This window comes from Micromonospora sp. CNZ286 (assembly GCF_014207755.1).
Genome location: NZ_JACHIZ010000001.1, coordinates 1,541,860 through 1,557,174, shown reverse-complemented (window position 1 = coordinate 1,557,174; position 15,315 = coordinate 1,541,860). Strand labels below are relative to the sequence as shown.

The window sequence follows — 15,315 nt, the reverse complement described above, 5'->3', positions numbered from 1 at the left end:
GGTGCGTAGGATTCGCTTCGTGAAGCGATCCGTCCGGTTTCCGGTCTCCGCCACGCTGCTGCGCCGCCTCGCGCTCGCCTCGATCATCGCGAACGTCGCGATCGTGGTCACCGGCGGGGCCGTCCGGCTCACCGCCTCCGGCCTCGGCTGCCCCACCTGGCCCCGGTGCACCGAGGACTCCTACACCACGACACCCGAGATGGGCGTGTACGGGGTGATCGAGTTCGGCAACCGGCTGCTCACCTTCGCGGTCGGGATCATCGCGCTCGCCGTGGTGCTGGCCGTGCTGGCGTACCGCCCCCGCCGCCGCGGGACGCTGCCGCTGGCCGTGGGCGTGCTGTTCGGCATCCCGGCCCAGGCGATCATCGGTGGCATCACAGTGCTCACCAACCTCAACCCGTGGGTGGTCGGGCTGCACTTCCTCGCCTCGATGGCGGTGATCGCGGTCGCGTACGCGCTCTGGCGGCGCATCAAGGACCCGGACGGGCCGGTGGCGCCGACCGTGCCGGCGCCGCTGCGTACGCTCGCCTGGATCACCACGGCGGTGAGCGCGTCGGTGCTGGTCGTGGGCACCTGGGTGACCGGCAGCGGACCGCACGCCGGAGACCACGGCGCGGCCCGCAACGGCCTGGACCCGGCGGCGATCTCCCAGGTGCACGCCGACGGCGTCTTCCTGCTGATCGGCCTGTCGGTGGCGCTGTACTTCGCGTTCCGGGCGGTCGGCGCGGCGCGGGCGGCCCGGGCCGCCGCGGTGCTGATCGCGGTCGAGCTGGGCCAGGGCGTGATCGGCTTCGTCCAGTACTTCACCCACCTGCCCGCCGTGCTGGTCGGCGCGCACATGCTCGGCTCCTGCCTGGTGCTGCTGGCCACCCTCGGCGTGCTCTGGGCCACCCGGGAGCGGCTGCCGGCCGCCCCGGAGGCCCCGGCCGCGCCCTCCGCGCAACGGGTGGGCGCCGCCGCCTGAGCGCGGGCGTTACCGCGCGGCGGGAGCGGGAAAGCGGCACGGGCCACCGACAGTCGCCCGAGGGGAGCTCCCCGTGTCGCGCAAGAGCCTCTCCACCACCACCCCGCAACGGCTGACCCCGGTCGCCGGCGCGCCGCTGTGGTGCGACGCCCGCGAGCACGGCCTCACCGGCGACGGGGTCACCAACGACCAGCCCGCCCTGGCGGCGCTGGTGGACCGCCTCGGCGCCGGGTACGACGCCGACGGCCGGGCCCGGGTGATCTACTGCCCGCCCGGCCTGTACTCGATCCGCGACGCCGGCACCGTCTGGCGCAGCGGCGTCTCGCTGATCGGCGCCGGACCGGCAGCGACCCGCTTCCTGCTCAGCAACGAGGGCAACCGCAGCGCACCGGTCCCGCTCGCCTTCTGGACCACCGTGCAGCACGGCGCGGACCGGGACCGGCACATCGCCGACTGCTCGTTCGCCGACTTCGAGATCGACGGCTCCGGCGTGGCCCAGACGTCCTACGACTACCTGGCCAAAGGGCTGGGCCTGCAGTACGTGGTGCGCGGCGTGTTCCGCAACCTCTACATCCACCACACCGGGGCGACCGGCCTGGGCTGTGACTTCCTCCAGGACAGCCTGATCGACGGCGTGGTCGTGGTGGGATGCGGCCGGCTGGACAACGGCGACCAGATGGGCGGCGCGGGGATCGGCGTCGGCATCGGCGGCTGGGGCGACGTGGAGCGCCTCACCATCGCCAACTGCACCACCATCGGCAACGGCACCAACGGCATCTTCCTGGAGCTGCAGAAGGACTACTGGACCCCGCCGCGCGGCATCCGGATCGTCGGCTGCCACAGCCAGGCCAACCGGTTCGGCATCTCCGACTGGGGAGCGGACGGGCTGATCGTCTCCGCCTGCACCATGACCAACAACCTGGAGGCCGGCTTCGACGTGTCGGGCAACGGCACCGCCGGGGTCGCCGGGCGCGGCGGCCTGGTCACCGGCTGCGTGATCGACTACAACGTCGGCGACGGCATCAGCATGGGCAACACCCCCGGCCCGTACGCGGTGCAGGCCAACCGGATCAGCCGCAACGGCGGCTTCGGCTACCACGAGCACGACCTGGGCCACGGCTACCGGGGCGCGGCCGCCGACGTGGTGATCCAGGACAACGACATCCGGGAGAACGCGCTGGACGGCATCCGGATCGACCGGCCGATGCTCGACACGTCGATCGTCGGGAACCGGATCCGGGACAACGGCCGCCGCTCCGCCCCGGCCTGCTCCGGCTCCGGCGAGGCGGTGCGGTACGGCCCGCGCGAGGTCGCCGACGGCAACGCCGACTGGCCGGCCGGCGGGCACCGGGGCAAGGTGGTCCGGGTCGGCTCGCGGGACGCGGTGGTGTCCGACAACAGCGCCACCGGGCTCTCCCTGGCCGAGGTACGCCCGGACGGCTCCACCGGCTGGAGCGCGGACACACCGGGGCCCGGCACGGCGTACGAGCTGCCCGACTCGCCACCGGCGTGCGGCGGCATCACGATCGCCGCGCCGTTCGACTCGGCCACCGTGCGCGGCAACCGGATCTGGCACCGGGACGCCGACACCCAGGCGTACGGGATCTGGGTCACCGAGGCGGGCAGCTGCGTGTCCTGCGCGTTCGAGGACAACGACCTGGCCGGCACCGAGGCCGCGCTGCGGCTGGACACCCCGCCGATCGGTGGTCGCTGGGCACGTAACCACAGCGACCGCGACTGAGCGGGCTGTCACCGCCTCCGGGCGGTCAGGCGGACGCCTCGGCGGCGAACGCCAGGGCGACGAGCGTTCCGTTGCTGACGGCATGGGCGAGGATCGGCACCCAGAGGTTGCGGTGGCGGTGCAGCAGCCAGGCGAACAGCAGCCCGGCGAAGAGCGCGCTCACGGTGTTGAAGACCCGGGGCAGGTGTACGACGGCGAAGAAGGCCGCCGACAGCACCACGGCGGCCACGGCGGGCAGCCGCGCGGCCAGTCCCTGGTAGAAGACACCCCGGTAGAGGATCTCCTCGTAGAGCGGGGAGACGACGGCGCCGAAGGCGAACGCGAAGGCGAACTGCGCGAGCAGGCTTCCGGCGGGGTAGCCGCCCTCACCACCGCCGCCCTCGACGAGCGCCGCGGGCAGCGCCACCACGAGCACGAGGGTGAGCGCGGCCTTGGCCAGGCCCCAGCCCACCGCGGCGCCCACCTGGCGGCCCGCCGGGCGGACGAGCCGCAGCGGCCGGGCGATCTCGCCGAAGCGGTGGCGCACCACCGCGAGGCCGACAGCGAGCTGGGTGCCGTTGATCAGGGCCCAGGCGATGGTGGACGCCGCCGTCTCCGGCATGCCCAGCCGCGCCGGTCCCCGGGCCAGCAGGTCCGCGACCGCCGAGTTGGCCAGGCCGACGCCGACGGCGAGCACGAGCGCCATGTCGAGGTAGCTGAACCGGCGGGTGTCGCGTGCGGTGTCGGTGAGGGGTGCGGTCATGCCGGGCAACGTTAGGCGGCCGACCTATATCGGTCAAATGACCGACCATCTATGATCAGCTCGTGCCCAAGGTTGTGGACCACGAGGAGCGGCGGCGTCATCTCGGCGCGGCGGCCTGCGTCGTACTGGCGCGGGCGGGGTCGGCCGGGATGACGGTGCGGGCCGTCGCCGCCGAGGCCGGCATGCCGCTGGCGACCGCGCAGCACTACCTGCCGGCTCGGGAACTGATGGTCCGGGCGGCAATGGACCACCTGGCCGGACGTGTGGTGGCGCGGGCCCGGACGATCCCCGCCGACCCGGTCACGCCGGAGGTGATCCGGCAGGCGGTGCGCCAACTCGTCCCGCTGGACGCCGAACGCGCCTTCGAGGCCCGCGTCTGGCTGGTCCTCACCGCCGAGGCGCTCGTCGACGAGCAGGTCGCGGCGATCCTGGCGGAGAGCGAGGCGCAGATGCGGGCCAACGTCGAGCGGCTGCTCACGCTCGGCCGGGCCGCGGGTGGCATCGCCGGGCACGTGGACGCGCGGGCCGAGGCCGCCGCGCTGGCGACGCTGCTGGACGGCGTCACGGTACGGATCCTGACCACCGGCCTGGATCCCGCGGACGCACGCGCGGAGATCGACGCCCACCTGGCCCGGCTCACGGCGGCCGCCGCCTGAACCGGCCGGCATCCGCGACCCGGCTCGGCCGGGCCCCGGAGGTCAGCGGCGGCGGGCCAGGTGGGTGAGCACCGCGTCGGCGAGCCGGTCCGGGGCGCCGTCGGCGTACCCGACGAACAGGCTCGGCTCGGTCAGCTCCAGCTCGACCAGCACGGGCTCGCCGTCCGGGCCGGGGATCAGGTCGACGCGGGCGTAGAGCAGGCGGTCCGGGCCGCCGGGCACCACCGCGAGCACCTTGTCGGCCACCGCGCGCTGCTCCGCCGTGGCGACGCGGGCGTCGATCCGCTCCTCCTTGTAGAGCGCGGCCTCGCCCAGGTCCGGCCCGGTCAGCATCGGGCCCTTGCGGATCGCGTGGCTGAACGCCAGGCCGCCGGGCCCGGCCAGGAACAGCAGCGCGGTCTCCCCGGCGATGTCCACCGCGTCCAGGTACGGCTGGACCATGGTGGCCCGCGCGGCGTCGGAGAGCCGCCGGACGTGGGCCACCGCAAGCTCACGGTGCTCCCTGTCGGTCAGGTCGTAGCGGCCGGTGTCCTGGCTGCCCGCGCTGACGGCCGGCTTGATCACGTACTCGCCCCCGGGCGGCGGCGTCCACGCCTGTCCCGGCTCGACCCACTCCGTCGGCACGGTGGGCACCCCGGCGGCGGCCAGCTCGGACAGGTAGCGCTTGTCGGTGTTCCAGGCGACCACGTCGGCCGGGTTGACCAGGGCCGGCACGGTACGCGCCCAGGCCACGAACTCGTCCCGCCGCAGGGCGTAGTCCCACGGGGAGCGGAGCACGACCAGGTCGTACCCGGACCAGTCGACTGCCGGGTCGTCCCAGACGGCGATCTCGGCGGTGACGCCGCGGGCGGCGAGCGGGCCGAGCGCGAGCCGGTCGTCCGGGTCGAGGTCGGGCAGCTCGGCGCAGGTGACGAAAGCGACCCGGGGTCTCCCCCGGGTCGACTGGTGGTGGTCGGTCATTCGGTATATGTCAACGGGCCATCGTGCGCCGGGCCATCGACCGCCACAGGTCGTTGCTCGGACGCATCTGGTCCATCAGTTCACGCTCCCAGGCGTTCTCGACGTCGACCCCGGCCTTGGCGCAGGCCTGCCGTGCGACGTCCGTGCCGTCGGCGAACTGGTCCGCCCATACCCCGTCGGAACCCACGAGGACGATCCGTGCGCCGCGCTTGCCGACGTACTCGATGACCGCCTTCGCGCCGCCGTGTCCGGCGGCGAACGACTTGATGCCCGCGACCAGGCCGTTGGGGGCCTGCTCGGCGGTCTTGTCAGCCGTCAGCGTCGTATCGGAACCATCTGCCATGACGCGAAGCCTAAGCAGAGTTCCACCCGGATGTGCGAGAACCATGAACTGAATGTGATGCCAATTACCCATCGGTTTAAGAAGAACCACAGGTAATTTGCCCGCACATGTCGCTTATATCTGGGCGAAGCGGACGGGCGGGATCGTCACAATCTGTCCGGGTTGAACACGTCCGGGGAAGCCCGAAAAAAATTTCTGATGAACCGCCGGACGGGCGGGTCAGAGCAGCGCGTCGAGCGCGACGGCCGCGAAGAGGATCGTCAGGTACGTGGTGGACCAGTGGAACAGCCGCATCGGCTTGACCGCCTCGCCGCGCGTCGCGCGCCGGCACAGCTTGTGCGCCTCGACGAGGAAGATCCCGCCGACCACGAGCGCGGTGACGCCGTAGATCGGGCTCATCCCGAGCGGCCACACCGCCAGCGAGGAGAGCACCGTCAGCCAGGAGAAGCCGATGATCTCCGCGTTCACCCGCCGGACCGAGGCCACCACCGGCAGCATCGGCACACCGGCGCGGGCGTAGTCGGCCTTGTACTTGATGGCCAGCGCGTAGAAGTGCGGCATCTGCCAGAAGAAGACCACAGCGAACAGGCCCCACGCGGCCGGTGCCAGCGTGCCGGTGACAGCGGCCCAGCCGATCAGCACCGGAGCGGCGCCGCAGATGCCGCCCCAGAACGTGTTGGCGGCCGTGGTCCGCTTCAGCCACAGCGTGTAGACCAAGTCGTAGTAGGCGATCGCGGCGACCGTCAGCACCGTCGCCAGCCAGTTCGTCGCCACCGCCATCAGCGCCACCGACACGGCCGCCAGCACCAGGCCGAAGACCAGCGCGCTGCGCGGCGACACGGTGTGCGCGGGCAGCGGGCGGCGCTTGGTGCGCCGCATGAGCTGGTCGATGTCGCGGTCGATGTAGCAGTTGATGACGCTCGCCGCACCGGCCGCGAGCGACCCGCCGACCAGCACCACTGCGACCAGCCACAGCGACGGCATCCCGCCGTGGGCCAGCATCATCGCCGGCACTGTGGTGACCAGAAGCAGCTCGACGATCCGCGGCTTGGTCAGCGTCACGTACGCCGCCACCACGGCGCGTACGTCCCGCCGGCCGCTCGCCGGCGCCTCCGCCACCGCGCCCACCGGCGACTGCCCGGCAGGGTTGCTGACGGGGCGCTCGGTGATCATGCTCACGGATTGCCACCTTCCGGCATCGGCGGGGGAGGTCGTTCGGCCCGGACCGCTGCGGGTCCACACACCGCCCCACACACTACGCGGCGTCGTTTTCGCTGCCCCGTGGACCCGGCAACGGTGCGAGCCGTCACACCTGGGGTTGAACGACCGAACGTCCGCGATCCGTACAGAACAGCATGCTGAGATCCCCGGGCGGACGTTTAGCACCGCTCGATAGGGTCATCAGTGAGGGTTCCGCCCATCTGCCGAGGAGCACAACCATCGTGGCTGCCAACCGACCCGAGCTTCCCGCTCTCAACTGGTCCGACCTCGACCGCAGGGCCGTCGACACGGTCCGCGTGCTGGCCATGGACGCCGTGGAGAAATCCGGCAACGGCCACCCGGGGACGGCGATGAGCCTCGCCCCGGTGGCGTACCTGCTCTTCAACCGGGTCATGCGGCACAACCCCGCCGACCCGAACTGGGCCGGACGCGACCGGTTCGTGCTGTCGGCCGGGCACTCCAGCCTGACTCTCTACATCCAGCTCTTCCTCTCCGGCTACCCGCTGGCGCTGGACGACCTCAAGGCGCTGCGCCAGTGGGGCTCGCTCACCCCGGGCCACCCGGAGCACGGCCACACCCCGGGCGTGGAGACCACCACCGGTCCGCTCGGTCAGGGCCTCGGCAACGCGGTCGGCATGGCGATGGCGGCCCGCCGCGAGCGCGGCCTGTTCGACCCCGAGCCGGACCGCGCCGACTCGCCGTTCCGGCACGACATCTGGTGCATCGCCTCCGACGGTGACATCGAGGAGGGCATCACCCACGAGGCCAGCGCGCTCGCCGGTCACCAGCAGCTCGGCAACCTCTGCGTGATCTACGACGACAACGAGATCTCGATCGAGGACGACACCCGCATCGCCAAGAGCGAGGACGTGGCGGCCCGCTACGAGGCGTACGGCTGGCACGTCCAGACCGTCGACTGGCGCCGCGGCGACGCCGACCAGGGTGACTACCACGAGGACGTGGAGGCGCTGTACGAGGCGCTGCTGGCCGCCAAGGCGGAGACCGGCCGGCCGTCGTTCATCGCGCTGCGCACGATCATCGGCTGGCCCGCGCCGAACAAGAAGAACACCGGCAAGATCCACGGCTCGGCGCTCGGCGCGGACGAGGTGAAGGCCACCAAGGAGATCCTCGGCTTCGACCCGCAGCGCACCTTCGAGGTCGACGAGGAGGTGCTCAAGCACGCCCGTCAGGTGCTGGAGCGCGGCGCGCAGGAGCAGGCCGAGTGGACCACCGGGTTCGACGCCTGGGCGCAGGCCAACCCGGAGCGCAAGGCGCTGTGGGACCGGATGGCCACCCGTACGCTGCCGACCGGCTGGACCGACGCGCTGCCGACCTTCCCGGCGGACGCCAAGGGCGTCGCCACCCGGGCCGCCTCCGGCAAGATCCTGGAGGCCCTGGCGCCGGTGCTGCCCGAACTGTGGGGCGGCTCGGCCGACCTGGCCGAGAGCAACAACACCACGATGAAGGGCGAGCCGTCGTTCGTCCCGGCCGCGCACGCCACCAAGGACTTCCCGGGTGACGAGTACGGCCGCACGCTGCACTTCGGCATCCGCGAGCACGCCATGGGCGCGATCCTCAACGGCATCGCCCTGCACGGCGGCACCCGCCCGTACGGCGGCACGTTCCTGGTGTTCAGCGACTACATGCGCCCGGCGGTGCGGCTGGCCGCACTGATGAAGCTGCCGGTGACGTACGTCTGGACGCACGACTCGATCGGCCTCGGCGAGGACGGCCCGACGCACCAGCCGATCGAGCACCTGACCGCGCTGCGGGCCATCCCCGGGCTGGACGTGGTCCGCCCGGCCGACGCCAACGAGACGGTCTGGGCGTGGCGGCAGGCGCTGGAGCACATCGACCGGCCGACCGCGCTGGCGCTCAGCCGCCAGGCGCTGCCGACGTTCGACCGCACCGACCTGGCCGGCGCCGAGGGCGTCGCCAAGGGCGGGTACGTGCTGGCCGAGGCGTCGAACGGCAAGCCGCAGGTGATCCTCGTCGGCACCGGCTCCGAGGTGCAGCTCTGCCTCACCGCGCGGGAGCGGCTGGAGGCCGACGGCACCCCCACCCGGGTCGTCTCCATGCCCTGCCAGGAGTGGTTCTTCGCCCAGGACGAGGCGTACCGGGAGTCGGTGCTGCCTCGCGGGGTAAAGGCACGGGTGAGCGTGGAGGCGGGTATCGCCATGTCGTGGCGCGCGATCGTCGGCGACAGCGGCGAGTGCGTGAGCATCGAGCACTACGGCGCCAGCGCGCCGCACACCGTGCTCTTCGAGCAGTTCGGGTTCACCCCCGACCGGATCGTGGCCGCCGCGCACGCGGCGCTGACCCGGGTGGGCGACATCACCGGTTTCACGACCGGCAACTGAGGGGAGCGTGGACGGCATGACGGACAGGCTGAAGGAGCTCCAGGGCGCCGGTGTGGCGATCTGGCTCGACGATCTCTCCCGGGTACGGCTGACCTCCGGCGGGCTGGACAAGCTGCGCCGGGAGAGCCACGTAGCCGGGGTGACCACCAACCCGACGATCTTCGCGAAGGCGCTGAGCGACGCCGACGAGTACGACTGGCAGCTTCGTGACCTCGCCGTACGCGGCGTGGACGTCGAGGAGGCGGTCCGCATGCTCACCACGTACGACGTGCGGTGGGCCTGCGACGTGATGCGACCGTCGTACGACGTCAGCGGCGGCGTGGACGGCCGGGTGTCGATCGAGGTGGACCCGCGCTCGGCGCACGACGCGGCGAAGACCGTCGCCGAGGCCAAGGCGCTGTGGTGGCTGGTGGACCGGCCGAACCTGTTCATCAAGATCCCGGCCACCGAGGAGGGCCTGCCCGCGATCACCGCGACCCTGGCCGAGGGGATCAGCGTCAACGTCACGCTGATCTTCGGTCTGGACCGGTACTCGCAGGTGATGGACGCCTTCCTGGCCGGCCTGGAGCAGGCGCAGGCCAACGGGCACGACCTGTCGAAGATCGGCTCGGTCGCCTCGTTCTTCGTCTCCCGGGTCGACACCGAGGTGGACAAGCGGCTGGAGAAGATCGGCTCGGACCAGGCCAAGGCGCTGCGCGGCAAGGCCGCGGTCGCCAACGCCCGGCTGGCGTACGAGCGCTACGGCGAGGTGTTCTCCTCGGCGCGCTGGCAGAAGCTGGCCGACGCGGGCGCCCACCCGCAGCGTCCGCTGTGGGCCTCCACCTCGACGAAGAACCCGGACTACCGGGACGTCATCTACGTCGAGGAGCTGATCGCGCCCGGCACCGTCAACACCATGCCGGAGCCGGTCGTCCACGCCTACGCCGAGCACGGCGAGACGAAGGCGGACACCGTCACCGTCGCCTACGACGACGCCCGCAAGGTCTTCGACGACCTGCTGGCGGTGGGCGTGGACCTGTCCGACGTGATCGCCACGCTGGAGCGCGAGGGCGTGGAGAAGTTCGAGGCGAGCTGGGTGGAGCTGCTGGAGGGGGTCAAGAAGTCCCTCGCCGAGGCGGCCAAGGGCTCGGGCAGCCCGCACCGGGCCGCCGGGAAGAACGCGCAGGCGGCGCAGCAGGCCGGCGGCAACGCGTGACCGACGGCGTCCGACGCGTCCCGGGGCCCGGCCCCGGGACGCGTCGCGCCGTACCGTGGACCGGGTGAGGTGGTCTGCCTTGAGCGAGCCGAGGTGGCGCGGTGAGTGACCTGCTGGCCGGGCGGGCGGACATGGCCGCCGGCCTGGCCGTGCGCGGCGCGGACGCTCTCGGCGCGTCCACGCGCGCCACGCTCGTCTCCCACGACGTCCCGGCCCGGCTCGCCGCCGCGGACCCGGCCCTCTGGGGGCCCGCCGCCGAGCCGGCGGCCCTCGACCGGCTGGGCTGGCTGCACGCTCACCGGCGCAGCCGGGACCTGCTCCCCCAACTCGCCGAACTGGCCGCCGAGCTGGGCGACCTGGACCACGTGGTGCTGGCCGGCGCACACGACGACACGCTCGCCGCGCAGGTGCTGGCCGAGTGCCTGGGCCGGCCGCTGACGGTGCTCGACACCGCCGACCCGGGACCGATCCGGGCCGCGCTCGCCGATCGTCCGGCGCGTACCCTCCTGGTGCTCGCCGCCCGGCACGGCCTCGACCCGGCCACCGACGCCCACCTGCGCGCCTACCGGCAGGCGTGGGCGGATGAGGGCCCCGACGCCGCCCGGCACGTCGTGGTGGTCACCGAACCCGGCTCGGAACTCGCGGCGCGCGCCGACGAGCTGGGCGCGATGGTGATCCCGGCCGAGCCCGGCGTGTCCGGGCCGTGGGCCGCGCTCACCGCGTCCGGCCTGGTCCCGGCGGCGCTGGCCGGCGCCCCGGTGGCCGAGGTGCTGGACGAGGCCGAGGCGCTCACCGGCGCGCTCGACCGGGACCGGGACAATCCGGCCCTGGCGCTCGGCGCGGCACTGGGCGCGGCGCCCGGCTCCGGCCGGGACACGATCGCGCTGGTTCCGGACGGCACCGGCCTCGACGGTCTGGGCCGCTGGGCCGGCGCGCTGCTCGCCGACGCGACAGGTGGACGGCTGCTGCCCGTGGTCGCGGAGTCCCCCGACTCCCCCGGCGCCACCGGGCCGGGCGTGCTGACGGTCGGTCTCGGCGGCGCCCTCGGCGCCGGTGTCGGACCGGGCGTGTCCGCCGACGTCGCGGTCAACGGACCACTCGGCGCGCACCTGCTCACCTGGGCCTACGCGGCGGCGACCGCCGCGGTGACGCTGCGGACCGACCCGTTCGCGGCGCCCGCCGCCGCAGTGGCCGGCGACGCGCCGGAGAACGGGCCGCCGTCGTCGGTCGAGGGCGCGATCGAGGTGTACGCCCCGAGCGGCGCCCCGGCCGACCTGACCGGCGCGCTGCGCTGGCTGCTCGACGGGCTGGGTGAACGGGAGCACCTCGTGGTGACCGCGTACCTCGACCGGCACGCCGACGCGGCGGTCGCCGGGCTGCGCCCGCTGCTGGCGCGGGCCGCCGGACGGCCGGTCACCTTCGGCTGGGGACCGCGCCGGCCACAACACACCGACATCCACGGCCGGCACCTCCAGATCACCGGTGCGGTCACCGATGATCTGGAGGTGCCCGGTCGTCCGTACACCTTCGCGCAGCTCCAGGCGGCCCAGGCCGCCGGCGACCGGCGGGCCCTGGCCGGCCGGGAGCGACCGGTGCTGCGACTGCACCTGACCGAGCGGGCGACGGGCGTCGCCCAGCTCCTGGAAACGGCCGGACGGACACGCACGTGACGATCAACGACCTGGAATCAGCGGACCGAGACGCAGGAGGAGGTGGCCCGGTGAACCCGCTGCGCGATCCGCAGGACCGGCGGCTGCCCCGGATCCCCGAGCCGTGTGCCCTGGTGATCTTCGGGGTGACGGGTGACCTGGCCCGCAAGAAGCTGCTGCCGGCGGTCTACGACCTGGCCAACCGAGGGCTCCTGCCGCCCGGCTTCGTGGTCCTGGGCTTCGCCCGCCGCGACTGGGGCGACGGCGACTTCGAGTCGGTGGCGCACGACGCGGCCAAGAAGCACGCCCGCACACCGTGGCGGGAGGAGGTGTGGGCCCGGCTCGCCGGCAACATCAAGTTCGTCGGCGGCTCGTTCGACGACGACGCGGCGTTCGACCATCTCGCCGCCACGCTCGACGAGCTGCGCGGCTCGCACGGCATCCCCGGCAACGCGGCCTTCTACTTCTCCATCCCCCCGGCGGCCTTCCCGGTGGTGCTCAAGCAGCTCGCCCGCACCGGCATGGCGGACAACGCCAAGTCCGGCGGCTGGCGGCGGGTCGTGGTGGAGAAGCCGTTCGGCAACGACCTGCCCTCGGCCAAGGCGCTCAACGACCTGGTCGACGACGTCTTCACCCGCCAGGACGTGTTCCGGATCGACCACTACCTGGGCAAGGAGACGGTCCAGAACATCCTGGCGCTGCGCTTCGCGAACAACCTGTTCGAGCCGCTGTGGAACTCCAAGTACGTCGACTCGGTGCAGATCACCATGGCCGAGGACGTCGGCATCGGCACCCGCGCGGCCTTCTACGACTCGGTCGGCACCGCCCGCGACGTGCTCCAGAACCACCTGCTCCAGTTGCTCGCCCTGGTCGCGATGGAGGAACCGACGAGCTTCGACGCCGACGAGATCCGGGCCGAGAAGCTCAAGGTGCTCAAGGCGATCACCGTGCCGCGGGACGTCTCCGAGGACACCGTGCGCGGCCAGTACCTGCCCGGCTGGGTGGGCGGCGAGCGCGCCAAGGGCTACCTGGAGGAGGAGGGCGTCCCGGAGGGCTCCACCACCGAGACGTACGTGGCGGTGAAGCTGGGCATCCAGAACCGCCGCTGGGCCGGGGTGCCGTTCTACATCCGGGCCGGCAAGCGGCTGCCCCGGCGGGTCACCGAGGTGGCCATCATGTTCAAGAAGGCGCCGCACCTGCCGTTCAACGCCGCCGACATGGAGTCCCTCGGCCCCAACCAGCTCGTCATCCGGGTACAGCCGGACGAGGGCGTGGTGCTGAAGTTCGGCTCCAAGGTGCCGGGCACCACGATGGAGGTCCGCGACATCGCGATGGACTTCCAGTACGGCGAGGCGTTCACCGAGTCCAGCCCCGAGGCGTACGAGCGGCTGGTGCTGGACGTGCTGATCGGCGACCGGACGCTGTTCCCGGACGCCGCCGAGGTGGAGCAGAGCTGGCAGGTCGTCGACCCGCTGGAGCACGCCTGGGAGGGCACGACCCCGGAGCCGTACCGGGCCGGTGAGTGGGGGCCCCGGGCCGCCGACGAGATGCTGGCCCGCGAGGGCCGGGCTTGGAGAAGAGCATGATCGGGCTGTGGGACACCACCGGCAACGAGGTGGTCAAGGCGCTGGCCGCGGAACGGCGCAGCGCGGGCGGGGTGGCCAGTGGCATGGCGCTCACGCTGATCGTGGTGGTGGACGAGAAGCGGGTACGCGAGGCCGAGGCGGCGGCGACCATCGCCGCGGCGGCGCACCCGTGCCGGCTGCTCGTGGTGGTCCGCTCCGACGTGGAGCGCGACCGCAACCGGCTGGACGCGGAGATCGTCGTGGGTGGCCGGCTCGGGCCGTGCGAGGCGGTGGTGACCCGGATGTACGGGCGGCTCGCGCTGCACGCCGAGTCGGTGGTGATGCCGCTGCTGGTGCCGGACGTACCGGTGGTGACGTGGTGGCACGGCGAGCCGCCGGAGGAGATCTCCACCGACTTCCTCGGCGTGGTCGCGGACCGGCGGATCACCGACGCGGCGCAGGCGGCTGACCCGATCGCCGAGCTGCGGCAGCGGGCCCACGACTACGCCCCGGGCGACACCGACCTGGCGTGGACCCGGATCACCCCGTGGCGCACGCTCGTGGCGGGCGCGTTCGACACCACCCAGGCCCGGGTCACCGAGGCGAGCGTGGTGGCGCCCCCGTCGGACCCGACGGCGGCGCTGATGCGCGGCTGGCTCAAGGCCCGGCTCGGCATCGACCCGGTCCTGACCGCCACCGAGGAGTTCCCGCGGATGCGCCAGGTGCAGCTGCGCTGCGCCAACGGCGACGAGCTGACGCTCACCCGGGACGACAGCGTCGCGGTGTTCCGGCGTACCGGGCAGGAGGACCGCACGCTGCCGCTGGTGCGCCGGCCGCTCGGCGACGAGCTGGCCGAGGAGCTGCGCCGCCTCGACGCCGACCAGGTGTACGCGGAGGCGCTAGGCGCTGCGGCCGGGATCACCGGCCTCGACCAGCGTCCGGCCCAGCGGGTGCACGTGTGGAAGGATCCGGCGACCGCCCAGCGGGCCGAGGCCGGCGTGACCGCGCACGCGGGCGCGACCGCGAACGAGTGACCGCCCGGACCGGGTGGTCGGAGGCACAGGTGACCGCCGGTGGGCGGTCGGAACACGAGGGCTCGACGGATGACTGAGGCGAGTGTCGCCGTACACGCCGACCCCGACCTGCTGGCGCAGGCGGTGGCGGCCCGGTTGGTGGTGAAGCTGCTCGACGCGCAGGCCGAGCGCGGCCAGGCGTCGGTGGTGCTGACCGGCGGGCGGATCGCCGCGGCGGTGTACCGGGCGGTCGGGCAGCTGCCCGCCCGGGACGCCGTCGACTGGTCCCGGGTCGACGTGTGGTGGGGCGACGAGCGGTTCCTGCCCGGCGGCGACCCGGAGCGTAACGAGACGCAGGCACGGGCGGCGCTGCTGGACTCGGTGCCGCTCGACCCGGCCCGGGTGCACCCGATGCCGGCGTCGGACGGCCCGGCCGGTGACGACCCGGAGGCGGCTGCCGCCGGGTACGCGCGGGAGCTGGCCGCCGCGGCCCGGCCCGGGAACGCGGTGGTGCCGCACTTCGACGTGCTGATGCTCGGCGTCGGCGAGGACGGGCACGTCGCGTCGGTGTTCCCGGAGCACCCGGTGCACCACGACAACCGGCCGGTCAGCGCCGTGCGGGGCAGCCCGAAGCCGCCGCCGGTGCGGACCACGCTGACGCTCCCGACCATCAACACGGCCGAGGAGGTCTGGCTGATCGCCGCCGGGGCGGACAAGGCCCGGGCGGTGGGCATGGCGCTGGCCGGGGCCGGGCCGGTGCAGCTGCCTGCCGCCGGGGTGCGGGGCGTCTCCCGTACCCTCTGGCTCCTCGACCGGGCCGCTGCGGCCAGCGTGCCGCCGCGGCTGCGCAGCCTGCGCTGAGCATGTAAGGAAGGGCCCCTTCTTAACGTCTCCGGTAGAGAAGGG

13 protein-coding genes are annotated in these 15,315 nt (G+C 73.2%); 9 read left to right on the top strand and 4 right to left on the bottom strand.

Features of this window, described 5'->3' with window-relative positions; translation table 11 throughout:
- Window position 1: 1 nt before the first annotated feature.
- Complete coding sequence (locus FHX31_RS07385) at window positions 2-964, top strand: COX15/CtaA family protein (protein ID WP_184975591.1); 963 nt, start codon at window positions 2-4, stop codon at window positions 962-964.
- Window positions 965-1,037: 73 nt separating this feature from the next.
- Window positions 1,038-2,705, top strand: a complete 1,668-nt coding sequence (locus FHX31_RS07380) for a right-handed parallel beta-helix repeat-containing protein (protein WP_030274174.1) — start codon at window positions 1,038-1,040, stop codon at window positions 2,703-2,705.
- 25 nt (window positions 2,706-2,730) lie between these two features.
- Here the strand turns inward: FHX31_RS07380 and FHX31_RS07375 are convergent, their stop codons facing one another.
- Entirely contained in the window at window positions 2,731-3,447 is a 717-nt protein-coding gene (locus FHX31_RS07375; RefSeq protein ID WP_013287451.1) for a CPBP family intramembrane glutamic endopeptidase, read from the bottom strand.
- A gap of 62 nt (window positions 3,448-3,509) precedes the next feature.
- On the opposite strand from FHX31_RS07375, the gene FHX31_RS07370 reads away from it, so the two are divergent.
- Complete coding sequence (locus FHX31_RS07370) at window positions 3,510-4,103, top strand: TetR/AcrR family transcriptional regulator (RefSeq protein WP_184975588.1); 594 nt, start codon at window positions 3,510-3,512, stop codon at window positions 4,101-4,103.
- A 42-nt stretch (window positions 4,104-4,145) separates the two neighbouring features.
- On the opposite strand, the gene FHX31_RS07365 is transcribed toward FHX31_RS07370, so the two are convergent.
- The 3 genes from FHX31_RS07365 to FHX31_RS07355 form a co-directional block, all read right to left on the bottom strand.
- The gene (locus FHX31_RS07365; RefSeq protein WP_184975585.1) at window positions 4,146-5,063 is read right to left on the bottom strand and encodes an ATP-grasp domain-containing protein; all 918 of its coding nucleotides are present in this window, start codon (window positions 5,061-5,063) and stop codon (window positions 4,146-4,148) included.
- A 10-nt stretch (window positions 5,064-5,073) separates the two neighbouring features.
- Window positions 5,074-5,406, bottom strand: a complete 333-nt coding sequence (locus FHX31_RS07360) for a hypothetical protein (RefSeq protein ID WP_013287454.1) — start codon at window positions 5,404-5,406, stop codon at window positions 5,074-5,076.
- 219 nt (window positions 5,407-5,625) lie between these two features.
- Window positions 5,626-6,585 carry a heme o synthase gene (locus FHX31_RS07355; protein WP_013287455.1) on the bottom strand — a complete coding sequence of 320 codons (960 nt, stop codon included), beginning with the start codon at window positions 6,583-6,585 and terminating at the stop codon, window positions 5,626-5,628.
- Between the two features lie 263 nt (window positions 6,586-6,848).
- Between FHX31_RS07355 and tkt the strand changes: the two genes are divergently transcribed.
- The 6 genes from tkt (at window position 6,849) to pgl (ending at window position 15,270) form a co-directional block, all read left to right on the top strand.
- On the top strand, window positions 6,849-8,987 hold the full coding sequence (gene tkt, locus FHX31_RS07350) for a transketolase (RefSeq protein WP_184975582.1): 2,139 nt from the start codon (window positions 6,849-6,851) through the stop codon (window positions 8,985-8,987).
- 16 nt (window positions 8,988-9,003) lie between these two features.
- Window positions 9,004-10,182 carry a transaldolase gene (tal, locus tag FHX31_RS07345; RefSeq protein WP_123111180.1) on the top strand — a complete coding sequence of 393 codons (1,179 nt, stop codon included), beginning with the start codon at window positions 9,004-9,006 and terminating at the stop codon, window positions 10,180-10,182.
- Between the two features lie 101 nt (window positions 10,183-10,283).
- Window positions 10,284-11,852, top strand: coding sequence for a glucose-6-phosphate isomerase (locus tag FHX31_RS07340; RefSeq protein ID WP_184975579.1), 1,569 nt, complete (start codon window positions 10,284-10,286; stop codon window positions 11,850-11,852).
- Window positions 11,853-11,902: 50 nt separating this feature from the next.
- Window positions 11,903-13,417 (top strand): glucose-6-phosphate dehydrogenase, encoded by a 1,515-nt coding sequence (zwf, locus tag FHX31_RS07335; RefSeq protein WP_013287459.1) that lies wholly within the window; start codon window positions 11,903-11,905, stop codon window positions 13,415-13,417.
- On the top strand, window positions 13,414-14,430 hold the full coding sequence (locus tag FHX31_RS07330; RefSeq protein WP_013287460.1) for a glucose-6-phosphate dehydrogenase assembly protein OpcA: 1,017 nt from the start codon (window positions 13,414-13,416) through the stop codon (window positions 14,428-14,430). Before zwf ends, FHX31_RS07330 begins: the two co-directional genes overlap by 4 nt.
- Window positions 14,431-14,499: 69 nt before the next feature.
- A complete protein-coding gene (gene pgl, locus FHX31_RS07325) occupies window positions 14,500-15,270 on the top strand; it encodes a 6-phosphogluconolactonase (protein WP_030274165.1) in 771 nt (256 codons plus the stop codon).
- The last annotated feature ends 45 nt before the right edge of the window (window positions 15,271-15,315 follow it).

Excerpts from the sequence above, each read along its gene's own strand:
- tal (WP_123111180.1), top strand. The coding sequence starts at position 9,004 with ATGACGGACAGGCTGAAGGAGCTCCAGGGCGCCGGTGTGGCGATCTGG.
- FHX31_RS07330 (WP_013287460.1), top strand. The coding sequence starts at position 13,414 with ATGATCGGGCTGTGGGACACCACCGGCAACGAGGTGGTCAAGGCGCTG.
- FHX31_RS07375 (WP_013287451.1), bottom strand. The coding sequence starts at position 3,447 with ATGACCGCACCCCTCACCGACACCGCACGCGACACCCGCCGGTTCAGC.
- pgl (WP_030274165.1), top strand. The coding sequence starts at position 14,500 with ATGACTGAGGCGAGTGTCGCCGTACACGCCGACCCCGACCTGCTGGCG.
- FHX31_RS07365 (WP_184975585.1), bottom strand. The coding sequence starts at position 5,063 with ATGACCGACCACCACCAGTCGACCCGGGGGAGACCCCGGGTCGCTTTC.
- FHX31_RS07360 (WP_013287454.1), bottom strand. The coding sequence starts at position 5,406 with ATGGCAGATGGTTCCGATACGACGCTGACGGCTGACAAGACCGCCGAG.